At 65.0% G+C, this 24,424-nt stretch carries 17 protein-coding genes; 15 read left to right on the top strand and 2 right to left on the bottom strand.

What is annotated here, in order from left to right; all coding sequences use genetic code 11:
• Positions 1–35 precede the first annotated feature (35 nt).
• From JF70_RS04335 to era, 4 genes are read left to right on the top strand one after another with little or no spacing between them, the layout of a single operon-like run.
• Complete coding sequence (locus tag JF70_RS04335; RefSeq protein WP_045935421.1) at positions 36–1,220, top strand: PhoH family protein; 1,185 nt, start codon at positions 36–38, stop codon at positions 1,218–1,220.
• Complete coding sequence (ybeY, locus tag JF70_RS04330) at positions 1,217–1,771, top strand: rRNA maturation RNase YbeY (RefSeq protein WP_045924471.1); 555 nt, start codon at positions 1,217–1,219, stop codon at positions 1,769–1,771. Before JF70_RS04335 ends, ybeY begins: the two co-directional genes overlap by 4 nt.
• On the top strand, positions 1,764–3,176 hold the full coding sequence (locus tag JF70_RS04325; RefSeq protein WP_045935420.1) for a hemolysin family protein: 1,413 nt from the start codon (positions 1,764–1,766) through the stop codon (positions 3,174–3,176). Before ybeY ends, JF70_RS04325 begins: the two co-directional genes overlap by 8 nt.
• Positions 3,173–4,126: a GTPase Era gene (gene era, locus JF70_RS04320; RefSeq protein ID WP_045935419.1), complete on the top strand. Its 954-nt coding sequence runs from the start codon at positions 3,173–3,175 to the stop codon at positions 4,124–4,126. Before JF70_RS04325 ends, era begins: the two co-directional genes overlap by 4 nt.
• A 6-nt stretch (positions 4,127–4,132) precedes the next feature.
• Here the strand turns inward: era and JF70_RS04315 are convergent, their stop codons facing one another.
• Complete coding sequence (locus JF70_RS04315; protein ID WP_231578926.1) at positions 4,133–6,103, bottom strand: AMP-dependent synthetase/ligase; 1,971 nt, start codon at positions 6,101–6,103, stop codon at positions 4,133–4,135.
• 286 nt (positions 6,104–6,389) lie between these two features.
• On the opposite strand from JF70_RS04315, the gene JF70_RS04310 reads away from it, so the two are divergent.
• From JF70_RS04310 to JF70_RS04300, 3 genes are all read left to right on the top strand, one after another.
• The gene (locus JF70_RS04310) at positions 6,390–7,013 is read left to right on the top strand and encodes a 50S ribosomal protein L25/general stress protein Ctc (RefSeq protein ID WP_045935417.1); all 624 of its coding nucleotides are present in this window, start codon (positions 6,390–6,392) and stop codon (positions 7,011–7,013) included.
• 187 nt (positions 7,014–7,200) lie between these two features.
• Positions 7,201–8,328 carry a branched-chain amino acid aminotransferase gene (locus JF70_RS04305; protein WP_045935416.1) on the top strand — a complete coding sequence of 376 codons (1,128 nt, stop codon included), beginning with the start codon at positions 7,201–7,203 and terminating at the stop codon, positions 8,326–8,328.
• 183 nt (positions 8,329–8,511) lie between these two features.
• Positions 8,512–9,306 (top strand): trimeric intracellular cation channel family protein, encoded by a 795-nt coding sequence (locus tag JF70_RS04300; RefSeq protein ID WP_045935415.1) that lies wholly within the window; start codon positions 8,512–8,514, stop codon positions 9,304–9,306.
• Between the two features lie 40 nt (positions 9,307–9,346).
• On the opposite strand, the gene rpsT is transcribed toward JF70_RS04300, so the two are convergent.
• Positions 9,347–9,607, bottom strand: a complete 261-nt coding sequence (gene rpsT, locus JF70_RS04295) for a 30S ribosomal protein S20 (protein WP_015021872.1) — start codon at positions 9,605–9,607, stop codon at positions 9,347–9,349.
• Positions 9,608–9,752: 145 nt separating this feature from the next.
• On the opposite strand from rpsT, the gene lepA reads away from it, so the two are divergent.
• The 8 genes from lepA (at position 9,753) to JF70_RS04255 (ending at position 24,418) form a co-directional block, all read left to right on the top strand.
• On the top strand, positions 9,753–11,630 hold the full coding sequence (gene lepA, locus JF70_RS04290) for a translation elongation factor 4 (RefSeq protein WP_045935414.1): 1,878 nt from the start codon (positions 9,753–9,755) through the stop codon (positions 11,628–11,630).
• 4 nt (positions 11,631–11,634) lie between these two features.
• Positions 11,635–12,978, top strand: a complete 1,344-nt coding sequence (gene hemW, locus JF70_RS04285) for a radical SAM family heme chaperone HemW (RefSeq protein WP_082069391.1) — start codon at positions 11,635–11,637, stop codon at positions 12,976–12,978.
• 123 nt (positions 12,979–13,101) lie between these two features.
• Positions 13,102–17,676 (top strand): glutamate synthase large subunit, encoded by a 4,575-nt coding sequence (gene gltB, locus JF70_RS04280; protein ID WP_045935413.1) that lies wholly within the window; start codon positions 13,102–13,104, stop codon positions 17,674–17,676.
• A 1-nt stretch (position 17,677) separates the two neighbouring features.
• Positions 17,678–19,225 (top strand): glutamate synthase subunit beta, encoded by a 1,548-nt coding sequence (locus JF70_RS04275; protein WP_045935412.1) that lies wholly within the window; start codon positions 17,678–17,680, stop codon positions 19,223–19,225.
• A 45-nt stretch (positions 19,226–19,270) separates the two neighbouring features.
• On the top strand, positions 19,271–19,723 hold the full coding sequence (locus JF70_RS04270; protein WP_045935411.1) for a hypothetical protein: 453 nt from the start codon (positions 19,271–19,273) through the stop codon (positions 19,721–19,723).
• 2 nt (positions 19,724–19,725) lie between these two features.
• Positions 19,726–20,565 (top strand): ABC transporter ATP-binding protein, encoded by an 840-nt coding sequence (locus JF70_RS04265; RefSeq protein ID WP_045935410.1) that lies wholly within the window; start codon positions 19,726–19,728, stop codon positions 20,563–20,565.
• 142 nt (positions 20,566–20,707) lie between these two features.
• Positions 20,708–22,471: an ABC transporter ATP-binding protein gene (locus JF70_RS04260; protein WP_045935409.1), complete on the top strand. Its 1,764-nt coding sequence runs from the start codon at positions 20,708–20,710 to the stop codon at positions 22,469–22,471.
• Positions 22,472–22,483: 12 nt separating this feature from the next.
• On the top strand, positions 22,484–24,418 hold the full coding sequence (locus JF70_RS04255; protein WP_045935408.1) for an ABC transporter ATP-binding protein: 1,935 nt from the start codon (positions 22,484–22,486) through the stop codon (positions 24,416–24,418).
• The last annotated feature ends 6 nt before the right edge of the window (positions 24,419–24,424 follow it).

Genomic DNA, 24,424 nt, shown 5'->3' with positions numbered 1-24,424 from the left:
ATGTTCACCATCGTCTTCGTGCAGGAAGGTAATCCGTGGCGGTAACTACGCGAACCCTGGAGATTCCGGAGGGGATCGACCCGGTTCAGGTGCTGGGGCCGGAGGATGCAGTCATCGACAGGATTGACCGCGCCTTCCCGGCTGTGTCAATCCTGGTTCGCGGCAACCGGATCATGCTGCGGGCCCAGGACCGGCAGGGCGACGTTCAAGCGGCCCAGATCCGGGATCTACTGAATGAACTCATGCAGACCGCGGATCAGGTTCCCCTGGATGCCGATCAGGTGGGGCGGATACTGGACCATCGCCGCATGGGGACCGCCGAGGCAGACGATTACTCCCATCCGGATGAGCAGAAAATTACAGACAGCGATAAGGCAGACCAAACCTCCGTAGGTCGAAAATCCGAGGATCCCAATACGACAGACAGTACTTCCGTAGACCGCAATTATCGGGGGACAGCCATTGCAGAACAGGCGAGGGCCAACGCCCTGGAAGACGCCGACCAGTCGGGTCAGGCAGCCCCTGCTGTAGTTCGTCGCCGTCCCCTGACCCAGGCGTCCAAGGGTCCGATCAGGCCCAAGACCGCCGGCCAGTCCGCCTACGTGGCCGCCATTGAAACGCATACCATCACCTTCGGCATCGGTCCGGCCGGCACCGGCAAGACCTATCTGGCGGTGGCCAAGGCCGTTCAGGAATTCCGGGCCGGGCGCATCGGGCGCATCATTCTGACCAGGCCTGCCGTTGAGGCGGGGGAGAGCCTGGGCTTCCTGCCCGGCACCCTCAATGAGAAGGTCGACCCCTACCTGAGGCCCCTCTACGATGCCCTGGCTGACATGCTGGGCACCACGCGGCTCCACCGCCTTCTGGCCGACGAAACCATTGAGGTGGCCCCACTGGCCTACATGCGCGGGCGAACCCTGAACGATGCCTTCGTCATCCTGGATGAGGCGCAGAACACCACCCGCAGGCAGATGAAGATGTTCCTGACCCGTCTGGGTTTCAACACCAAAATGGTCATCACCGGCGACGTCACCCAGGTGGATCTGGGCGGACCCGCATCCGGTCTGGCCACCATCGAACAGGTTCTGCACGGCATCGACGATATCGCCTTCGTGCACCTGCAGGCGGCTGACGTGGTGCGCAATCGGTTGGTCGGGCAGATTGTCCGGGCCTACGACCGCGCCGATCAGGCCCGCAGCCGGGGATGGGAGCAGGCATGAGCGTAGAGGTGACCAACGAGACCCAGTGGCTGATCGACGCCAAGACCTTCTCCGACCTGGGGGTATGGGTGCTGGACCAGATGCGGGTGAGCACCCAGTCCGACATGACCATCATCTTCAACGATCCCGAGCCCATGGCGGTGCTGCACGAGCGCTGGATGAACCTGGCCGGTCCGACCGATGTCATGAGCTTCCCTATGGATGAGTTGCGCCCCGGCGATGAGAACCATCGGCAGGAGGGCATCCTGGGCGACATTGTCATCTGCCCCTGGGTGGCGGCCCAGCAGGCCCTGGCAGCCGGCCATTCCACCATGGAGGAGATGCTGTTGCTGGCCATCCATGGCACCCTGCATCTGCTGGGATACGACCACGCAAGCAGGGAGCAGGAGGCGCAGATGTTCGGTCTGCAGCGTCAACTCCTGCTGACCTTCCTGGCCCTGCGCCAGGGGCCCATTGCGGATGCCGCGCTGCCGGCCGGGGCCACCAATGCTCTGGCAATCTACGAGCGGTACGGTCGTGATGCCCACCGGAGAGGCGAGTCCCATGAGTGAGCGGACCATCGCCGCCCTGGTGGTCATGGCTTTGGCCGTCATCGCCCTGGTCGTGCTCTCCCTGGCGTTGGCAGAGGCCCAGGGGGCGCTCAATCGGGTGACCCGATCCAGTCTCAACAATTTGATTTTGGGACTGCAGACCGACCAGGAACTCAGCCAGTTCTCCAGGATGAAGCGGATTGACCGCATTCATCGGGCCCAGAGCCTGATCTCGCAGCGGCAGGTGACGGGAAGCGCCTGTGCCTTTTTCCGCATCATCTGCGACATCATGGTCGGCGTCCTGGTGGCCTGCATGGCTGCTCTTGGCGGTTTGCCCCTCTGGGAGCAGCTACTGTGCGGAGTGGTCATGGCCATCCTGGTGGCCGCCCTCTCCGTCACCCTGGGTCCTCGTGGCCGGTCCCGCCAGCCCATGGAAGCACTGCTCAAGCATGTGCGTCTGGTCGGGCTGGCCGTTTTCATGACGCCTTTCAAGCGTCGGCGGCAGGCTGAAGCCCGTTCCCGCAAAAACCATCGTGGTGACCTTTCCGACGACGAGGAGCTGGAGAAGATCCAGATCGAGCAGGGTCGTGCCATGGTCGACCAGCTGGTGGAGGCCGGCGCCTTCGATCCGGAGATCTCCGAGATGCTGAAGAACGTGCTGACCCTGTCGACCACGCTGACCCGCGAGATTATGGTCCCTCGCACCGACATGATCTGCATCTCAAAGGACGCCAGTCTGGATTCGGCTCTGAAGCTTTTCTCCCGGTCGGGATTCTCCCGCATTCCCGCCATTGGGGACGACGTGGATGACCTTGTCGGCATCGTCTACTTGAAGGATGTGGTCCGCGCCCTGGCCTTCAACCGCAAGGGCGACAGATCGGTCGCCTCCATCATCCGTAGTCCCGTACTGGTGCCTGAGTCCAAGCCGGTGGACGACCTCTTCCACTACATGCAGCGCTCCCGCCACCACCTGGCCGTGGTCGTGGACGAGTACGGGGGCATCGCCGGCCTGGTCACCATCGAGGATGCCATCGAGCAGATCGTGGGCGAGCTGGAGGACGAGCACGACCGGGTCCAGCACGATGAGCCCAAGCAGATCGGACCACACACCTGGCAGCTGCCGGTCCGCACGCCCATCGCCGACCTGGAGGAGCTCTATGAGATCACCATCGACGAGGACGACGTGGATACGGTCTATGGCCTGTTGACCAAGCTGCTGGGTTCCGTGCCCGTTTCCGGTTCATCGGCGGTGACCCGGGGAATCAGGCTGACTGCGGGCGAAGCGGTCGGCCGTCGAAAGAAGATCGCCACCATCGTGGTCGAGCCAGCCAACGGATCCAGCATCGCCCTTGAGGACGGCGTGGAGCAAGAAGACCAACAGACCAACGGGGATCAACCCGAGCAGGACAGTCAGGAGAATTCATGACCAAGGAAGAACACAGCGATGCCAAGGCGCCGGTCCACCGATCGGGCTTCGTGGCGGTGGTGGGCCGACCCAATGTGGGCAAGTCCACGCTCATGAACGCCCTAGTGGGCAGACCCATCGCCATAGCTTCCTCAAGGCCGGAGACCACCCGCAAGGCCATCCGGGGTATCATGACCCGTCCCGAGGCCCAGGTGGTCCTGGTCGACACCCCGGGCATCCACCGTCCGCGCACCCTGTTGGGCCAGCGGCTCAACGACGTGGTGGAGGCCTCCCTGTCGGATGTGGATGCCATTGCCTTTTTGTTGCCGGCCGACCAGGCCATAGGCCCTGGCGACCGTCGCATTCTGAGCCGGTTGCGGTCCGACTTCGCCCGCAAGGACAAGGACGGCAAGTGGATCTGGCGAAAGCCCCTGATTGCTGTAGTGACCAAGATTGACCAGCTGAGCAAAGGTCAACTGGTGGACAAGCTCCTGGAGATCGGCGCCTTCGCCGACTTCTCCCAGATCGTTCCGGTCAGCGCCCTGGAGGCCGACAACGTGGACGAGGTGGCCCAGGTGCTGATGGATGCCATGCCCGAGGGCCCTCAACTCTACCCTGACGACCAGCTGACCGAGGAGCGTCCCGAGGACATGATCGCCGAGCTGGTCCGTGGAGCCTACCTGGAGGAGCTCGACGACGAGCTGCCCCACTCCCTGGCCGTCCGCGTGGAGTCCATCGAGCCGGATCCGGATGGCGGGCGCGACACTGTACATATAGGCATTTATGTAGAGCGCGACTCCCAGAAGCCCATCGTCATCGGGCGGGGGGCCGAGCACCTGGTGCGGGTGAAGAAGAAACTGCGTACCGCAATCAACCGGACCATGGGACGCAAGGTCCGGTTGGATCTGCACGTCAAGGTGGCCCACAACTGGCAGACCGACCCCAAGCAGCTGGAGCGCCTGGGGTTCTGATCGTGCTCAGCGGCGGGGTGCCGGGGTGCGCTTTGCTGTGTACATCCGGGTGTTCAGCAGGTCGGCGTAGCGCTCGATGACCTTGGGCCGGATCACCTTCATGGATGGTGTCATCAGCCCGTTGTCCTGGGTGAACTCCTCGGGCAGGATGATGAACTTGCGTACCGATTCGGCCCGGGAGACGCCCTCATTGGCCCGGTCCACATACTCCTGGACCTCGGCCCGGACCACGGCGTTCTGCGCAGCCTCCTGCAGGGACATGTTCCGATCCAGTCCCTTGGAGGCCAGCCAGGGTCGTAGGGCTGTTTCGTTCAAGGTGACCAGGGCCGAGATGAAGGGCCGCTTGTCTCCCAGAACCAGGGCCTGGGAGACGATCTCGGAACGCTCGATGACCTCCTCTATGGGCCTGGGGGAGACGTTCTTGCCGCCGGCCGTGATGATCAGGTCCTTCTTGCGCCCGGTCAGGAAGAGGAACCCGTCACGGGAGAGCCGCCCCAGGTCACCTGTGGCGTACCAGCCGTCCTCGGTGAAGGAATCACGGGTGGCCTCCTCGTTCTTGTGGTAGCGGTGGAAAACGCAGACGCCCTTGATCTGCACCTCACCGTCCGAGGCGATGCGGATGGTGAATCCCGGGAAGGGGATGCCCACCGAGCCCCTGTGGTAGGGGGTGCCCAGGGGGTTGAAGGCGCAGGGTGCGGTGGTCTCGGTCAGGCCGTAGCCCTCGTAGACCGGCACATTGGCGCCGCGGAAGAAGCCCAGCAGCTCCGGGTCCAGGGGAGCGCCGCCGGAGACGATCCACTTGGCCCGTCCGCCCAGGACCTGGCGTAGGGAAGAATAGACCAGAGGGTCGTAGAGGGCACGCCGCAGGGCGCTGCGCTTGGTCGGCCAGCCCTGGCGGGATATGTCTTCCATATAGGTGCGTGCAGCTCGGGCCGCTCTGTTGAAGATTCTGCCCTTGATGCCGTGCCCGGCCTTCTGGGAGGCGGCGTTGTAGACCTTCTCAAAGACCCTGGGCACGCCGATGATGACCGTGGGCTTGGACTCCTGCAGGTCGGACAGCAGGGTGGCCAGTCCGGTGGAGATGTACACGTGCATGGTCCCGTAGACGACCCCATAGCTGATGGCCCGGGCGAAGGTGTGTGCCTGGGGCAGGAAGAGCAGGATGGATCCATCCGGGTCGTGGGTCAGATTGGGGATAAAGGCGTTCAGGTTCCTGGCCAGCTGGCAATAATGCTCATGGGTCATCTCCACGCCCTTGGGCGCTGCTGTGGAACCGGAGGTGTAGACGATGGAGCAGAGGTCGGTCTTGTGGATGGAGTTGATCCGCTCGTCAAGCTCGGCGTCGCTGACAGACTCGCCGTAGGCCTGCAATTCCTGCAGGGCCCCGGACTCCAGGCAGGCGATCCGCTCCAGGGTGGGGCACTCCTTGTCGGCCCCCTCGGCCTTGGCCCGCATCTCGGCGGTCTGCACCACCAGCAGCCTGGCATCGGAGTTGTTGACGATGAATCGGATCTGCTCGGCCGAATCGGTGTCGTAGATGGTGGCGATGACCCCGCCGATGGACAGGACGGCGGCGTCCACGATGTCCCACTCGTAACTGGTCCTGCACATGAAGGCCACTGCATCGCCCTTCTTCAGCCCGTAGTGCAGGAAGCCCTTGGCGGTGGTCCTGATGTCGTGCAGGATCTCCCGGCCGGTCCGGTAGGTCCAGCTGCCGTTCTCCACAAAGTGCAGCACCGGCTGGTCGGGTGTGCGGCGGGCCCGGTCGGCGTAGATGTCATAGACGGTCATGTCGTCTGGCACCGGTCCCATGCCGGCGGTGGTGGCCGAAAGCAGGCCGGAGGCTGGATCCATGCGCGTGGTGGTGGCATAGTCGGCCGACCAGAAGTGCGTGTTGGGCAGGGCCAGGGACTCCTCGGCGGCCCTGGGAGCAGCCTGTGACGGATCCGCATTCTCCTCGCCAGTCGGTCCCTCCACATGACCCACCTGGTGTGCCACAAAAGATTTGACCGATGCTAGTAACGACACGTTGTCTCCTTCAATAATCGCGGGATATGTCCAGAATAGCCGCCCACTTGGAGAAGGGCGGCCTGGGTGCTAAAGTAGACACGTTGCTTTGGCGAGGGAGACCGCACGGCCTCCGTTATCGACTCGGCTGGATCATCGGCGGCCTTTCCTTTTGGGCGGTCCGGAATCCGACGCGGCGATGCGCCAGGACCGGCCCAGGTCGGTCTTGAGGAACCACTCAAGGAAGGAAGCCAACATGGCTAACACAATTAAGCTCGAGGGCGAAGTCCGCGACCAATTCGGCAAGGGGGCGGCACGCCGCATGCGCGTGGCCCAGCAGATTCCCGCCACCATCTACGCCGGCGGCGCCCAGCCCGACTACATCAAGCTGCCCATGCGCGAGACCACTCTGGCCCTGCGCCGCGCCAACGCCCTCTTCTCCATCAGCTTCGGCGGGAAGACCAAGACCGCCGTGGTCAAGGACGTGCAGCGCAACCCGGTCAAGCGCCAGGTGGAGCACATCGACTTCTATGAGGTCCGCGCCGGCGAGAAGGTCACCGTGGAGGTGCCTGTCTTCGTCAGCGGCGAGACCAAGGGCGCTGCCGTGGCCCTGATCGACACCCAGAACCTGCAGGTCCGGGCTGACGTGTCCAACCTGCCCGATCGCATCGACATCAGCGTGGAGGGCCTGTCCGAGGGCGACAAGATCCTGGCCAAGGATGTCAAGCTGCCCGAGGGCTCCGAGCTGGTCATCGACGATATGGAGGAATCCATCGTCTCCGTCGAGATCCCCAAGGAGGAGAGCCTGGAGACCCCCACCGAGGAGACCGAACAGGCCGATGCGGAAGCTGCTCCGGAGGACGACGCCCAGAGCGAGTGAACGCGGAGATCCGCTCTGCAAGGCCGTGGGATCATCACGATCCTGCGGCCTTTTTGCATGAGAAGGTCACTATGCGAAATGAGATGAACAGGTCGGGGCCTGCCTATGCGATAGTTCGGGTACCGGGCATCGCCATAAGCATTGCACCCGAGCAACCAAATACAGTAGCAAGAAGAAGTGGTAGACAATGGCAGAGCAATCACATCACGACCCGAAGGCACTCAATGAGTTGGCGGACGCTTTCAAGGTCATTCCCAACGATCATCCCGCCTCTGACGAGGAACGTGCCCGGCTGATTGACAAGCCCGCCTTCGGTCAGCTCTTCTCCGACAACATGACCCACATGGGATGGACTTCGGATGACGGCTGGAAGGATCGCAGGGTTGAGCCCTACGGACCGATCAGCCTGGATCCGGGGGCCTCGGTGCTTCACTACGCCCAGGAGGCCTTCGAGGGACTCAAGGCCTACTACCACGACGATGGTTCCATCTGGCTCTTCCGGCCCGATGCCAACGCCCAGCGCTTCTACAACTCAGCCAAGCGTCTGGCCCTGCCCCCGCTGGAGCCCGATGACTTCCTGGGTTCGGTCGCGGCCCTGGTTCGCCGTGACGCGGCCTGGGTGCCCAGGAGGCGTGAATACACGCTTTATATGCGCCCCTACATGTTCGCCTCCGAACCCTTCCTGGGCGTGCGCGCCCCGCATGCGGTGGATTATTGCGTCATCGCCTCGCCCTCGGGACCCTACTTCGCCGGCGGTGTCAAGCCGGTCAGCATCTGGGTGGAGGACAAGTGGTTCCGCACCGGCCCCGGTGGCACCGGCTTCGCCAAGTGCGGCGGCAACTACGCGGCCTCCCTGCTGGGCGAGAACCGCGGTGCCGAGCATGGTTGCGAGCAGGTCTGCTTCGTTGATGCGGCTACCAAGACCTACCTGGAGGAGCTGGGCGGCATGAACATGTTCACCGTCCACAAGGACGGACACCTGGAGACCCCCAGCCTGACCGGAACCATTCTGCCCGGCGTCACCCGAAACTCCCTGATCGCCCTGGCCCAGGACCACGGTCGTGACGTGGTGGAGACCATGATCCGTCTGGACACCCTGCTGGACGACATCCGTTCGGGCGAGGTCACCGAGGTGTTCGCCTGCGGGACCGCCGCCATCATCACCCCGATCGGGCGCTTCAAGTCCGAGAACTTCGACGTCCAGGTGGCCGACGGTGGTTCAGGCAAGGTCACCATGGACCTGCGCAACGAGCTCCTGGGCATCCAGCTGGGCGAGATCGAGGATCCGCACGATTGGATGTGGAAGGTCTGCTGAGCACTGACCCCATTCCTGCCTGACAGGTCTTGAAAGGAAGGCGGCTTCAGGGCGACTTTTTGCCCTGGGCCGCCTTCCCTCATCTTTGTGGCCTTGGACACATCCCCGGCCTGTTCAGCCTTGGGGTTGGCTAATCTATAGACAGATTTGAGTGCGGGACGATTCCGGGAGGAGAAGCGCGGGATGAAGACGGCCTTGGAGGGGAACCTCATCTTCATGGTCATCGAGTACCTGGGCATCTTGAGCTGCGGGCTTTCGGGCGGTCTGGCTGCCGTGCGCAAGGGCTACGACATCATCGCCATCCTCTTGGTTTCCTGGATCAGCGCCCTGGGCGGTGGGGTGGTTCGTGACGTCCTGCTGGGACAGGTGCCGCCCAGTGGCATCACCGACAAGGGCTCGGTCATCGTCACCCTGGCATCCGGCCTGGTGGTGGCTGTCGCCCATCCTGAAATCAGCCGAATGACCTGGTCCATGCTGGTCACCGATGCCATGGCCCTGGGATCCTTCGCCGTCAACGGGACCGCCAAGGCCCTGATGTGTGGAACCGGTGGCATGACGGCCATCTTCATGGGCATGGCCACGGCCCTGGTCGGCGGCCTGCTGCGCGACATCCTCCTCAACCAGGTGCCGGCGGTCATCCAGGACCAGCACTGGTACGCGCTGCCCTCCCTGATCGGTTGTCTGCTGACCTTGGCCTCCACGCGCGCCCAGCAGCATGGGCTCTATCCGGCCCGGGTCGACATGATCCTGGACCTGGCCATTGTGGCCCTGGTGGTCGTTCTGCGCATCATCTCGGTGAAATTCGACATCCTGGTGCCCGGGGCAATGGACCGTCGCTCGGCCCGGCTGCCGCTCAACGACGCCCAGCTGGCCAGGGCCATCCGTCACTTGATGCGCGGCAGGTCGAACATCAGCGTCACCATCAAGCACACCGGCGAGGACCCGGACAGGAAATCGGATACGAAAAAGGGCCGGTGACCCAAGCGCTTGGGTCACCGGCCCCAATGGGGCACCCGGTTCAGAGGGCGTTGACGGCGTTGGCCAGACCGGACTTGCGGTTGGCGGCCTGGTTGCGGTGAATCACACCCTTGCCGGCGGCCTTGTCCAGACGGCGGGCGGCCACCTGGTAGGCAGCCTGAGCGGCCTCCTTGTCACCGGCATCCACGGCCTTGCGCACGGAACGCACGGAGGTCTTGATTGCGCTCTTGACCTCCTTGTTGCGCAGGTGCGCCTTTTCGTTGGTGATGACCCGCTTCTTCTGCGACTTGATGTTTGCCAATGTTGCTCCAAACGATGAATGTATCTGTACAGACAACCCACCATAGTAGCACCCGACCGGGAGAAGAATCCGCCAGGGGCGGGCGCTTCGGCCCAGGGCATCGTCTAGAATCGTTAGACCAGACGTACGTGAGGAGAGCAGACCGGTGCAGGAAGCCAAGAACCAACCAGGATTCACCGACCAATCGCTGATCCGCAACTTCTGCATCATCGCCCATATCGATCACGGCAAATCCACGGTGGCCGACCGGATCCTGCAGCTGAGCGGGATCGTGCCCAAGCGCGAGATGCACGACCGGTTCCTGGACAGGATGGACATCGAGCAGGAGCGTGGCATCACCATCAAGTCCCAGGCCGTCCGCCTGCCCTGGGTCAAGGACGGCGTCGAATACACCCTGGGCATGATTGACACCCCCGGCCACGTGGACTTCACCTACGAGGTCTCCCGGGCCCTGGAGGCCTGCGAGGGCGCTGTCCTGCTGGTGGATGCCACCCAGGGCATTGAGGCGCAGACCCTCTCCAACCTCTATATGGCCCTGGAGGATGACCTGACCATCATCCCCGTCCTCAACAAGATCGACCTGCCCTCGGCCGAGCCTGACAAGCATGCCGAGGAGATAGCCAACCTGATCGGCTGCTCCACGGACGAGGTGCTGCGGGTATCAGGCAAGACCGGCGAAGGTATCCGCGAACTGGTGGACCGCATCGTGGACCAGGTGCCGGCCCCCAAGGGGGACCCCAAGGCTCCGGCCCGGGCCCTGATCTTCGACTCGGTCTACGACTCCTACCGGGGAATCGTCACCTATATCAGGATGGTGGACGGCGAGCTCAAGGAGCGCCAGAAGATCCGCATGATGGGCCGGGGGACCGTGCATGACCCCATCGAGCTGGGTGTGATCAGCCCGGACATGACCCCCACCAAGGCCCTGGGTGCCGGGGAGGTCGGCTATATAATCACCGGCGTCAAGGACGTCAGCCAGTCCAAGGTGGGCGACACGGTCACCACCGAGGCCAACCCGGCCAATGAGCCCCTGCCCGGCTATCAGGACCCCCAGCCCATGGTCTATTCCGGGCTCTTCCCCATCGACAACGCCCAGTTCCCCGAGCTGCGCGACGCCCTGGACAAGCTCAAGCTCAACGATGCGGCCCTGGTCTACGAACCGGAGACCTCAGTGGCCCTGGGCTTCGGTTTCCGCTGCGGCTTCCTGGGACTGCTGCACATGGAGATCGTCACCGAGCGCCTGAGCAGGGAGTTCGGCATGGACCTGATCGCCACAGCCCCCAACGTCACCTACCAGGTGACCATGGAGGACGGCAGCGAGCATACGGTGACCAACCCCAGCGAATTCCCCGACGGCAAGGTTCGCCGGATTCTGGAGCCGGTGGTCAGCGCCGACATCATCACCCCCAAGGAGTTCATCGGACCGGTCATGGAGCTCTGCCAGGACCATCGCGGGCGGATGGGGACCATGGAGTATCTGAGCCCCGAGCGCGTCGAGATGCACTACAAGATGCCCCTGGCCGAGATCGTCTTCGACTTCTTCGACCAGCTGAAGAGCCGGACCAAGGGCTACGCCAGCCTGGACTACCAGTCCGACGGCACCCAGTCCGCCGACCTGGTCAAGGTGGACATCCTCATCCAGGGGGAGAAGATCGACGCCTTCTCGGCCATCGTCCACAAGGACAAGGCCTACGCCTACGGGGTGATGATGACCAAGAAGCTGCGCAAGCTTATTCCCCGCCAGCAGTTCGAGATCCCCATCCAGGCGGCCATAGGGTCGCGGATCATCGCCCGGGAGACCATCAGCGCCCTGCGCAAGGACGTGCTGGCCAAGTGCTACGGGGGCGATATCACCCGCAAGCGCAAGCTGTTGGAGAAGCAGAAGGCTGGCAAGAAGCGCATGAAGATGCTGGGACATGTCGAGGTGCCCCAGGAGGCCTTCATCGCCGCCCTGAGCACGGGCCAGGCCCAGGACCGGGACACCAAGGACAAGATCCGGGCCGCCGCCAAGAAGGAGGGCTGAACGGGTGGGCTCCTACCAGGTGTACATCCATGTGCCCTTCTGCATGCGCCGCTGTGGCTACTGCGACTTCAACACCTACACGGCCCGCGACCTGGGCGGGGGCGCCAGCCGGGAGCACTACGCCGACCTGGCCATCCAGGAGATGCGCATGGTCCGCGACTGGCAGACCTCCCGCGGCCTGATAGAGCCGCCCGTATCCACCATCTTCTTCGGCGGAGGCACGCCGACCATCCTGCCTGCCCAGGATCTGGTCCGCATGGTCGAGGCCGTGGCCGACCTCTGGGGGCTATCCCCCGGGGCTGAGATCACCACCGAGGCCAACCCCGACACCGTGGATCGGACCTATCTGGAGCAGCTGCTCCGGGGCGGCATCAACCGCGTCTCCTTCGGCATGCAGTCAGCGGTGCCCAGCGTCCTGGCCACCCTGGACCGTACCCACACCCCTGCCAATGTGACCACTGATGTGGCCGCTGCTCAGGATCTGGGGCTCAGGGCCAGTGTGGACCTGATCTACGGGACTCCGGGGGAGCGGCTCGAGGATTGGCGGACCAGCCTGCAGGCGGCCCTGGACCTGGGAGTGGACCATGTCTCCGCCTATGCCCTGACCCTGGAACCGACCACTAAGATGGGCCGTGCCGTGCGCCGGGGCCAACTGCCCGCCCCCGATGACGATGACGAGGCGGCCAAGTACGAGATGGCCGACGACATGCTCTCCCAGGCAGGCCTTAACTGGTACGAGATCTCCAACTGGGCCCGTCCCGGCCAGGAGAGCCGCCACAACCTGGGCTACTGGCACAACGTGGACTGGGCCGGCATCGGGCCCGGCGCCCACTCCCACTATCGGGGCCTGGACGGCCAGGACACAGGCATGGCGCCGGTGGATGCAGCTCGGGAACAGGAGCCCATGCCGTCCGTCTCGCCCGGGTTCAGGGCCACAGGAACAGCAGCGGTGCAGGATGCCGATCCCGGGGCACGCTGGTGGCTGTCGCCGGAGCCCGGCCTGGGGGAGAGGCGTGCCCGGGCCATCCGCTCCTGGGACATCGCCCACCCCAGGGACTGGGCCGCCGCCATGGACGCCGGACATGTGCCCTGGCAGGATGCCGAGCTTCTGGGCTTCAGACAGGACCTGGAGGAGACGGTCATGCTGGCCCTGCGCCTGCCGGAAGGTCTGGGACTGGATCGGCTGACCAGGCAGGCGGGTCGTCCGGCCGACCCGAAGATCCTTAGGGATCTGGTCGATCAGGGTCTCCTGCTGCCCTTGCGTGACAGAATACAGGTGACCCGCCGGGGCCGTCTGCTCAACGATCTGGTCATCGATCAGGTCCTGGATGCGGTAGGAATTCGTTAGACACTGCGGAACGTTACACGGATGTCACCTGTGGATGCATTATTCTGTTGATTCACCATTGACAAGGCTCCTCAAGGGTGGAGCATGCCGGCCCCGCCCCCGTCCACGAATGAGGTGATTGCGGTGTCATTCACGGCCCCTCTCGATCTGCACGTTCACGGCCCGCAAGGGCTCTATGACCCTGATACGGAACACGATGCCTGCGGTTTCGGCATGGTGGCCACCCTCAACCGACGGGACGAAAGACTTATCGTCGAACAGGGCATCCGCGTCCTGGTCAACCTGGACCACCGAGGGGCCGTGGGAGCCGAGCCCAACACCGGCGATGGGGCCGGCATCATGCTCTCCATGCCCGACGGGTTCATGCGCACCCGCGTCCACCGGGATCTTCCTGAAGCCGGCCACTATCTGGCGGGTATGGCCTTCCTGGACAGGGATCCGGCACAGGCTGCCAGCCAGGAGGAGGCCATAGCCTCCATTGCCGGCCAGGAAGGGCTGCGCGTCCTGGCCTGGCGGGCGGTGCCCACCAATCCTGACGGACTGGGTCTGCAGGCCTTGGCCTCCATGCCCCGCTTCCTGATGCCCATCATGTGCGACGCCGGGCCTCAAGGCCGTGGAGGGCTGAAGCTGGAGCGGCTGGGCTACCGGGTCCGCAAGCGGGCCGAGCACGAGCTGGGCGTCTACTTCGCCTCCCTGTCCTGCCGGACCATCACCTACAAGGGCATGCTGACCACCAAGCAGCTGCAGGGCTTCTTCCCCGACCTGAGCGATCCGGCCATGAAGGCCCGCCTGGCCATCGTCCACTCCCGCTTCTCCACCAACACCTTCCCCTCTTGGCCCCTGGCCCAGCCCTTCCGGATGATCGCCCACAACGGGGAGATCAACACCATCCAGGGCAACCGCAACTGGATGTCGGCCCGAGAAGGAATGCTGAGCTCGGAACTGTTGGGCGACATGGCTCCGCTCCTGCCGGTCAACACCCCTGGAGCCTCGGACTCGGGCACCTTCGACGAGACCCTGGAGCTGCTCCACCTGGCAGGACGGTCCCTGCCCCACGCAGTCTCCATGATGATGCCTCCGGCCTGGCAGCAGGATCCGGACATGGACCCCGACCTGAAGGCCTTCTACGAGTACAACGACACCCTGATCGAGCCCTGGGACGGCCCGGCGGCCATCGTCTTCACCGACGGGACCCTGGTAGGCGCCCAGCTGGACCGCAACGGCCTGCGCCCGGGCCGCTGGCAGCTGACCGATGACGGCCACCTGGTCCTGGCTTCGGAGGCCGGCGTCCTGGAGGATACGCCCCAGGAATCCATCGTCGCCAAGGGCAGGCTGGAGCCGGGACGCATGTTCCTGGCTGACACCAAAGAGGGCCGGATAGTGCCCGACAGCGAGATCAAGCACCAACTGGCCGGTCTGCACCCCTACCGGAAGTGGGTTTCGGAGCGGACCGTCCGTCTGGACGACCTGCCCGAGCGCGAGCATGTCAACTACTCGCGCATCTCGGTCCACCGTCGGCAGCAGGCCTTCGGCTACACCCGGGAGGACCTGACCATGCTGCTGGGGCCCATGGCCGAAACCGGCGGCGAGCCCATCGGGTCCATGGGCAATGACGCGCCCATCGCCGTGCTCTCGCGCCGGTCCCGCATGCTCTTCGACTACTTCACCCAGAAGTTCGCCCAGGTCACCAATCCGCCCCTGGACTGGGAGCGCGAGGAGCTGGTGACCAGCATCGCCTCGGCCATCGGGCCCGAGCCCAACCTTCTGGAGGACACCCCCGAGCACGCTTGGAAGATCCACATCGACCTGCCTGTGGTGGATTCCGTGCAGATGGCCCAGATCAAGCGCCTGGACCGGGCACCGGTCCTGGAAGGCCGCTTCCGCCCCCGTCTGATCCGCGGCCTCTACCAGGTGGCTGGGGGCGGCAAGGCCCTTGAGGAGCGTCTGGAGGCCATCGAAGGGGAGGTGGATCAGGCCATCGAGGAGGGTTGCAATGTGCTCGTCCTGTCCGATCGGGACTCCAACCACATCTGGGGACCCATACCCTCCCTGCTGCTGACCGGGGCCGTCCGGCACCACCTGCTCCGCCAACACACCCGCACCCAGGTCTCCCTGGCAGTGGAGGCCGGCGACGTGCGCGAGGTCCACCATGTGGCCCTGCTGATCGCCTACGGCGCCGCCTGCGTCAACCCCTACCTGGCCCTGGAGTCGGTGGAGAACCTGGCCAACAGCGGCGACCTGCATGTGGACGCCAAAAAGGCCTCCGCCAACCTGGTCCGGGCGCTGAGCACCGGGGTCCTGAAGATCATGAGCAAGATGGGCGTGAGCACCATCATGTCCTACCGCGGCTCACAGCTCTTCGAGGCCGTCGGCCTGAGCCAGGAGGTCATCGACCGCTGGTTCACCGGCACCACCTCCCTGGTGGGCGGCATAGGCCTGGACGAGATCGCCGCCGAGGTGGCCCAGCGCCATAGGGTGGCCTATCCCATTGAGTGGACCGCAGGCTCCGGGCATGATCTGGAGACAGGCGGCAACTACCACTGGCGGCGCACTGGCGAGGACCACCTGAACGACCCGGAGTCCATCTTCCTGCTCCAGCAGTCCACCAAGCGCGGGGACTACGGACTCTTCAAGACCTACACCGACCATGTGAACGCGGCGGCCAAGCGCGGTATGACCCTGCGCGGCCTCATGGAGCTGCACTCCGACAGGGCGCCCATACCCCTGGACCAGGTGGAGCCCGCCGAGTCCATCGTCACCCGCTTCTCCACTGGAGCCATGAGCTACGGGTCCATCTCCCAGGAGGCCCATGAGACCATGGCGCTGGCCATGAATCGGCTCGGGGCCCGGTCCAACTCGGGCGAGGGCGGCGAGTCCCCGGACCGGATTGCAGACCCGGCCCGGACCAGCCGCATCAAGCAGGTGGCCTCGGCCCGGTTCGGGGTGACCAGCGACTACCTGGTCTCGGCCACCGACCTGCAGATCAAGCTGGCCCAGGGGGCCAAGCCGGGGGAGGGCGGCCACCTTCCCGGCGCCAAGGTCCCGCCCTGGATAGCCCAGGTCAGGCGTTCCACACCCGGGGTCGAGCTCATCTCTCCTCCGCCCCACCACGACATCTATTCCATCGAGGACTTGAAACAGCTCATCCATGACCTGAAGATGGCCAACCCCCGGGCCCGCATCCACGTCAAGCTGGTCTCCGAGCACGGGGTGGGAACGGTGGCCGCAGGAGTGGCCAAGTGTCATGCCGACGTGGTCCTCATCTCCGGTCAGGACGGCGGCACGGGGGCGGCCCCGCTCAACGCCATCAAGCACGCGGGCACCCCCTGGGAGCTGGGCCTGGCCGAGACCCAGCAGACCCTGGTCATGAACGACCTGCGCTCGCGGATTGTGGTCCAGTGCGACGGGGAGCTCAAGACCGGCCGCGACGTGGTCGTAGCCGCTCTGCTGGGGGCCGAGGAGTTCGGCTTCGCCACCACGGCGCTGCAGGTGGAGGGCTGCGTCATGATGCGGGCCTGCCATAAGAACACCTGCCCCCAGGGCATAGCCACCCAGGACCCGGAGCTGCGCTCGCGCTTCACCGGTCGGCCCGAGGACCTGGTCAACTTCTTCATGTTCATGGCCCGTCAGGTGCGGGAGATTCTGGCCTCCCTGGGATTCGCCAGCCTGGAGGAGGCGGTCGGCCACGTGGAGTGCCTGCGCCGGGACCCCTCCGTGCGCACCTGGAAGAGCCAGGGCATCGACCTGGATGCCATCCTGCGCAAGCCGGGCCCCACCCCGGGCACGGTGCTGCACCACACCCAGGCCCAGGATCACGAACTGGACAAGTCCCTGGATGTGGACCTGATCAATCAGGCCGTCGATGCCCTGGACGAGGGCCGGCCGGTGGCCATCAAGACAACCGTGCGCAACGTCAACCGGAGCGTGGGCACCATGCTGGGCTACAGGATCACCCGTAAATACGGCGCCGCCGGCCTGCCTGCGAACACCGTGGACATCACGTTGACAGGTTCTGCCGGTCAGTCCCTGGGTGCATTCATCCCCAGGGGCGAGACCATCCGGGTGACCGGCGAGGCCAACGACTATGCAGGCAAGGGTCTGTCCGGCGGTCGTCTGGTCCTCCACGCCTCCCAGGGCGTCCGCTTCGATCCGCACCGGACCGTCATCTGCGGCAACGTGGCTGGATTCGGCGCCACCTCGGGCGACATGTTCGTGGCCGGCCGGGCCGGGGAGCGCTTTGCCGTCCGTAACGGGGGCGGCCGCTTCGTGGTCGAGGGCCTGGGCGACCACGGTTGTGAGTACATGACCGGCGGCCTGGTGGTTGTTCTGGGTTCCACCGGACGCAACTTCGGCGCCGGCTTCTCGGGAGGGGATGTCTACCTGCTGGATATGGATGCCTCCCGGCTCAATCCAGAAGCCTGGAATGACGGCTCCCTGCTGGCCCTGGAGCCCGACCAGGACCAGGCGGTCATGCTCAAGGAACTGATAGCCGAGCATGTCCGGCTGACCGGGTCAAAGGCTGCGGCCGCCCTGCTGGAGGACTGGCCGAGCGCGCTGGCCCGGTTCACCCATCTGGTTCCCCGCCGTTATCTGGCCATGAAGAAGGCCATGGAAGAGGCCGAGCGCGAGCAGGTGGACTTCAACGCGCCCGGCGTCTGGGACGCCACCTACGCCCAGGTCATGGAAGGAGCGCACTGATATGGTCGACCCCAAGGGATTCCTCAAGGTACGCACCCGGCACGAGCTGGCCGAGCGCCCGGTAGCCGAACGCCTGAAGGACTGGCGGGACGTGCACCAGTCAACCGGTCCTGGTCCCTGGACCGCCGAGCAGGCCGCCCGCTGCATGGACTGCGGCACCCCCTTCTGCATGACCGGCTGCCCCCTGGGCAACCTCATTCCCGAGTTCAACGACCTGCTGTCCCGAGGCCGCTGGGAGGAGGCCTACGAAAGGCTGAGCCTGACCAACAACTTCCCGGAGTTCACCGGACGGATCTGCCCGGCTCCCTGCGAGTCCTCCTGCGTGCTCTCCATCCACCAGCCGGCCACCACCATCAAGCTGGACGAGCAGACCATCATCGATCAGGCCTGGTCCCTGGGCCTGGTCAAGCCCCGGCCTCCGCAGCGGCTGACCGACATGACCGTGGCCGTCGTCGGGTCGGGTCCTGCAGGATTGGCATGCGCCCAGCAGCTGACCCGGGCCGGGCACACGGTGGTGGTCTACGAGCGCGCCGATGCCATAGGCGGACTCCTGCGCTACGGCATTCCCGCCTTCAAGCTGGAGAAGTCCCTGCTGGACCGTCGGCTGGAGCAGATGGAGGCCGAGGGGACCCGATTCCGCACCGGCGTCGAGGTGGGCCGGGACTTGGGCTGGGACCAGCTACGGGCCCGCTATGACGCCCTGGTGGTGGCCATCGGTTCCACCGAACCCCGACGGGTGGATCTGCCCGGACGGGAGCTCAAGGGCATCCACTACGCCATGGACTTCCTGCCCGACCCAACCCGTAAACTCATGGGCCGCGAGCCCATCAACAACATCGATGCCGCCGGCAAGGATGTCATCATCATCGGCGGCGGCGACACTGGTTCGGACTGCCTGGGCACGGCCCTTCGAGAGGGCGCCAAGTCGGTCACCGTCCTCCAGATCCGGCCCAAAGAACCCTCCTCCAGACCCGATGACCGGCCCTGGCCTACCTATGCCAGGCTCTACAATCCCACCTCCTCCATGGAGGAGGGCGGCCACTACGAGTACGCTGTGGACAGCCTGGAGTACCTGGGCGACGGTTCCGATGACCGGATCAGCCTGGACCAGAGCAGTGCTCCCACCGGCTTCGACCGGGACCATGAGGGACGGGTGCGCGGCGTTCGCGTGGTGGACGTCAGCCGGGACGATCAGGACCGAATCGTCCCCCATCCCGAAACCGAGCGGGTCCTGCCCGCCGACCTGGTATTGATCAGCATTGGCTTCGCCCATCCGGAGACGGCCACCCTGACCGGGCAGACCGGCATAGGCCTGGACCCTCGCGGCAACGTGGCCCGGGATGCCGACTATGCCACCGACCGTGATGGGATCTTCGTGTGCGGCGATGCCGGACGTGGCCAGTCCCTGGTGGTCTGGGCTCTGGCCGAGGGTCGTTCCTGCGCTGCGGCCGTGGACCGGTATCTGACCGGCGCCACCGAACTGCCTGCCCCCATTCGAGCCGATGAGCGCGCCATGACCCTGCCAGTGGCCGGCCGGCGCCCACGCTAATATGAAAAGGTATGGTGCCGATCGAAGGGATGGAGGCAGTGGGATATGACCAACCGCGCTGAACGTAGGGCGCAGGCCAAGCGGAGCCGCCGTGGCGGCAGCGATGACCGGAGGATGACGGCCAAGGGCAGGGCCGGAGTGATGGACGAACGGGCCTTGCAGGAGCGCTCCCGCCGGCTGGAGGCTGGCCAGGGCGCCGAGTGGAAGCCCACCGGGCACACCGATGACCTGGTGCAGAAGGACTCCGTGGACCCCAACGATCGCAACCCCCGTCTGCTGAAGGCTCCCAGCGGCGTGCGTCAGTGGCTGCGAATCCTGGTCTGGGCCCTGATCATCTGCTCCGGCCTGGCCTTCCTGGTCTGCATGTGGCTGCCCCACGTTCCCATCTGGGCCACCATCGCCATCGCTGCGGTCTTCTGCCTGGGCGTGCTGGGACTCTTCCTGGTCGGCGGGAACCGGGACAATCCCCGTCTGGACTCCTACGGAACGGCCCTGTGACCATGAGCGAAAGCGTGGCAGAACAGCAGGCCGTGCTCATGCAGCACGTGGGATTCCGCCGTCAGGGCCGGGTCATACTGAACGATGTCAACCTTGAGGTGGGCCGTGGGCAGAAGTGGGTCCTCTTCGGACCCAACGGCGTGGGCAAATCCACCCTGGTGGCCATGATGAGCACCCGAGGCTTCCCCAGCACCGGCAGCGTAGAGATCCTGGGTAACCGGCTGGGCAAGGTGAACGTCTTCTCCTACCGGCATCGGATTGGTCTGGCCTCGGCCGGCCTGGCCAAGACCATCAGCCCCCAGGAGGATCCCTACGACGTGGTGCTGACCGCCTTCAGCGATACCACCGGACGCTGGAGGGAGACCTTCACAGCCAAGCAGGAAGAGGCCACCCTGGCCCTGATGGACCGGTTCGGCATCGCCTACCTCAAGGGCAAGCGCATGTACCGGCTCTCCGAGGGGGAGCGCGGCCGGGTGCTGATATGCCGGGCGCTGATGGCCAATCCCGACCTGCTCATCCTGGACGAACCGACCACCGGGCTGGACCTGGGCGGCCGGGAGCTGGTGCTCAGGGCCCTGAGCGACATCGGCCGGGAGGACAGGGACCGCACGGTCATCCTGGTCACCCACCGGCTTGAGGAGATTCCTCTGGGCTTCGATCGGATAGCCATGATGGGCCGGCGTCCTGCCGACACTGCGGACACCGGTGACCCGGATCCGGGCACCATCGTCTACCAGGGACCCTTGGAGGGTGGACTGACCGGTCCGCGCCTGAGCGAGCTCTTCGGCCTGGACCTGACCGTGGTCCACCGCGAGGGACGCTGGGGTGCCTTCGCCGTCTGAACGCCAATGCCTGCGGACCTGTTCTGACACGCCCGTATCAGCTCAAGGAATAGCAAATTCATCAGCCCAGACGCAGGTATAAACTATGGTGGTTTGTCTGCCCGGGGACCGCGGCGGACCTGTATGCGTGAAGGATGTTGACGTGATCAAGATATGGACCCGCTACCTGCGGCCTTACTGGCTCCAGGTGGCCGTTCTGGTGCTCTTTCAGGTGGCGCAGACGGCCTTGAACCTCTACCTGCCCAACCTGCAGGCGGACATCATCGACAAGGGCGTGGCCGTAGGCGACCAGGATGCCATCTACAGGATCGGCTGGCAGATGATGGGAATCACCGCCCTCCAGATCGTGGCCAACGTGGTCGCCGTCTACTGCGCCACCCGGCTGGCCATGAGGATGGGCTACGAGCTGCGCAGGGACCTGTTCGCTTCAGTGGAGGGCTTCAGCCTCAACGAGATCGAGCGCTTCTCGGCCGGTTCCCTGATCACCCGCACCACCAACGACGTCCAGCAGATGCAGATGACCACCATGCAGACCCTCATGATCATCCTGCAGGCCCCGGTCATGCTGATCGGCGGGCTGGTTCTGGCCCTGCGCCAGGACGGCCCCCTGACCTGGTCCCTGGCGGTCATTGTCCCCCTGATCCTCCTGGTGGCCCTGGTGCTCATGGGCAGGATGGGACCCCTGTTCACCCGCCTGCAGAACATGCTGGACTCGGTCAACCGTCTGGTCCGCGAACAGATTTCCGGCGTGCGGGTCATCCGTGCCTTCGTCCGAGAGAAGACCGAGGCAGCCCGCTTCGACAAGGCCAACCGCGACGTCTACGGCGTCCTGATCTCCACCGGTAGGCTGATGAGCATGATGGTGCCGCTCATGTGGTTCCTGCTGAACATGTCCAACGTGGCCATCATGTGGTTCGGCGGCCGCCGCATCGACTCCGGTGCCATGCAGATCGGCGCCCTGCAGGCCTTCATCCAGTACCTGATGATCATCCTGTCAGGCCTGATGATGGCCGCCATGATGTCGGTCATGCTGCCCAGGGCCGCTGTGGCCGCCCGAAGGATCAACGAGGTCCTGGAGGCCACCAGCGAGATCGCCGCTCCCGAGCACCCCTACCGCAACGAGCACCCCCAGGGATTGCTGGAGTTCAAGCACGTGGACTTCAGCTACCCGGGTGCCCAGGATCCGGTCCTTTCGGATATCTCCTTCACCGCCCGGCCGGGCACCACGACGGCCATCATCGGGGCCACGGGATCCGGCAAGTCCACCATCATCCGACTGGCCAACCGCATGTTCGACGTCACCGACGGCCAGGTCCTGGTGGATGGCCACGACGTGCGCGAGTACGACCCCGACCAGCTGGCCCTGATCTTCGGGCCCGTCCCGCAGAAGGCCATCCTCTTCACCGGCACCATCCGCGACAACATGCACTACGGGGACCCCGAAGCCGACGACGACCGCATCTGGCAGGCCCTACGCATCGCCCAGGCCGAGGACTTCGTGCGGGAGATCCCCGAGGGCCTGGATGCCCGCGTGGCCGAGGGCGGCACCAACTTCTCCGGCGGGCAGAAGCAGCGGCTCTGCATGGCCAGGGCCATCCTGCGCAACCCCCGCATCTACACCTTCGACGACTCCTTCTCCGCGCTGGACATGACCACCGACCGGGCCCTGCACAAGGCCCTGGTCCCGGTCACCCGCGAGGCCACCCAGATCGTCGTGGCCCAGAGGGCGGCATCCATCCGCCAGGCCGACCAGATTCTGGTCCTGGACCGCGGCCGCATCGTCGGCCGGGGCACCCACGACGAGCTCATGGAGGACTGCCCCACCTACCAGGAGATCGTCCAGTCCCAGGGCGGGCAGGGTCCCGACGTGGAAGAGCTCAGCATTGACGAGGGGAGGGCCGAGTAGATGGCAAGGAACTTGAGCACGAACACAGGCTCGCAGGCCGTGGGCGGCCGCCGTCACACCGTGGGCCGGCTGGTCCATTACCTGCTGGCCAGTCCCTGGAGGGTCATCGTCATGGTCCTTGCCGGCATGACCGCCGTGGCCATGATCGTCATCGGTCCCAAGGTCATGGGCGAGGCCACCAACGTCCTCTTCGAGGGTCTGCTGGGGTCCATGCTGGTCAAGATGGGCGCCAAGCCCGGCACCTCCAAGCAGGCTGTGGTCACCTACCTGCAGTCCCGTGGGCAGGACAAGTTCGCCCGGATGATCGACTCCATGAACGTCCAGGTGGGCGTGGGCATCGACTGGGGGCGCTTCGGCACCATCCTCATGTTCGTCATCGGAATCTACCTGATCTCCATCCTGGTCAGGCTGGTGCAGAACTTCCTGATGACCCGGCTGGTCTCCGACGCGGTCTACACCATGCGCAGGCAGATAGAGGACAAGCTTGACCGGCTGCCCCTGCAGTACTTCGACCGGACCCCGCGCGGCGAGGTCATGAGCCGGACCACCAACGACATCGACAACATCTCGGGCACCCTGCAGCAGATCCTGGGCGAGCTGCTATTCTCCGTCTTCTCCATCATCGGCGCCTTCATCATGATGCTGACCATCTCGCCCCTGCTGACCCTGATCGCCTTCATCATCATCCCGGTCATGGCCCTGTGCGCGGGCGTCATCCTCAAGAAGACCCAGCCCCAGTTCACCAGGCAGTGGATCCGCACCGGCCAGGTCAACAGCCACGTGGAGGAGATGTTCTCCGGCCATATGGTGGTCCGGGCCTTCGGCCACCAGGGCAAGGCGGAGGAGGAGTTCGAGGAGCGCAACCAGGAGCTCTACCAGGCCAGCTTCAAGGCCTCCTTCTTCTCGGCCCTGGTCACGCCCATGTCTACCTTCTTCGGCAACCTGAGCTTCGTGATCGTGGTCATCATCGGCGGTGTGCACGTGCTCAACGGCAGCATGAGCCTGGGCGGTCTGCAGGCTTTCACCCAGTACACCCGTCAGGCCTCCCAGCCCATCGGCCAGCTGGCCTCCATGGGCACCATGCTCCAGTCTTCCCTGGCTTCCTGCCGCAGGGTCTTCGACTTCCTGGACGAGGCCGAGGAGGTGCCGGACATCGAGCATCCCGACCATCTGGGCCAGGAGACCGGAGGCAAGGTCGAGGGCCATGTCCGCTTCGACCACGTCCGCTTCTCCTACGATCCGGCCGAGCCGCTGATCAAGGACCTTTCCATCGAGGCCAAGCCAGGACAGACCATCGCCATCGTCGGACCCACGGGGGCGGGCAAGACCACCCTGGTCAACCTGCTCATGCGTTTCTATGAGATCCAGGGCGGGCGCATCACCATAGACGGCGTGGACACCTCCAGGGTGACCCGTCACGACCTGCGCAGCCACTTCGGCATGGTCCTGCAGGACACCTGGCTCTTTGACGGGACCGTCCGCGACAACCTGCTCTACGGGCTGGACGAGGGGCAGACCATCCCCGAACAGACCATGATCGATGGCGCCAAGGCCACCCACGTGGACGAGTTCATCCGCAAGCTGCCCCAGGGCTACGACACCGTCCTCAACGAAGACAGCAGCGAGCTCAGCCAGGGCGAACGGCAGCTGATGACCATCTGCCGGGCCTTCCTGTCCGACCCCGACATCCTGATCCTGGACGAGGCCACATCCTCGGTGGACACCAGGACCGAGCTGCTGGTCCAGCAGGCCATGAACACCCTGCGCAAGGGCAGGACCTCCTTCGTCATCGCGCATAGGCTGTCAACCATCCGCGACGCCGACCTGATCCTGGTGGTCAACCACGGCTCGGTGGTCGAGCAGGGCACCCACGACCAGCTGCTGGAGCGCGGCGGCGCCTATGCCTCCCTCTACAACTCCCAGTTCACCAAGGGCGAGGAGGACTGAGGGGGC

It is taken from the genome of Bifidobacterium mellis (genome assembly GCF_000967265.1).
GTDB lineage: Bacteria > Actinomycetota > Actinomycetes > Actinomycetales > Bifidobacteriaceae > Bombiscardovia > Bombiscardovia mellis.
This window is presented reverse-complemented; position numbering and strand designations above follow the sequence as displayed.

Excerpts from the sequence above, each read along its gene's own strand:
- JF70_RS04305 (WP_045935416.1), top strand. The coding sequence starts at position 7,201 with ATGGCAGAGCAATCACATCACGACCCGAAGGCACTCAATGAGTTGGCG.
- JF70_RS04275 (WP_045935412.1), top strand. The coding sequence starts at position 17,678 with ATGGTCGACCCCAAGGGATTCCTCAAGGTACGCACCCGGCACGAGCTG.
- era (WP_045935419.1), top strand. The coding sequence starts at position 3,173 with ATGACCAAGGAAGAACACAGCGATGCCAAGGCGCCGGTCCACCGATCG.
- JF70_RS04270 (WP_045935411.1), top strand. The coding sequence starts at position 19,271 with ATGACCAACCGCGCTGAACGTAGGGCGCAGGCCAAGCGGAGCCGCCGT.
- JF70_RS04325 (WP_045935420.1), top strand. The coding sequence starts at position 1,764 with ATGAGTGAGCGGACCATCGCCGCCCTGGTGGTCATGGCTTTGGCCGTC.
- JF70_RS04310 (WP_045935417.1), top strand. The coding sequence starts at position 6,390 with ATGGCTAACACAATTAAGCTCGAGGGCGAAGTCCGCGACCAATTCGGC.
- JF70_RS04300 (WP_045935415.1), top strand. The coding sequence starts at position 8,512 with ATGAAGACGGCCTTGGAGGGGAACCTCATCTTCATGGTCATCGAGTAC.
- ybeY (WP_045924471.1), top strand. The coding sequence starts at position 1,217 with ATGAGCGTAGAGGTGACCAACGAGACCCAGTGGCTGATCGACGCCAAG.
- JF70_RS04265 (WP_045935410.1), top strand. The coding sequence starts at position 19,726 with ATGAGCGAAAGCGTGGCAGAACAGCAGGCCGTGCTCATGCAGCACGTG.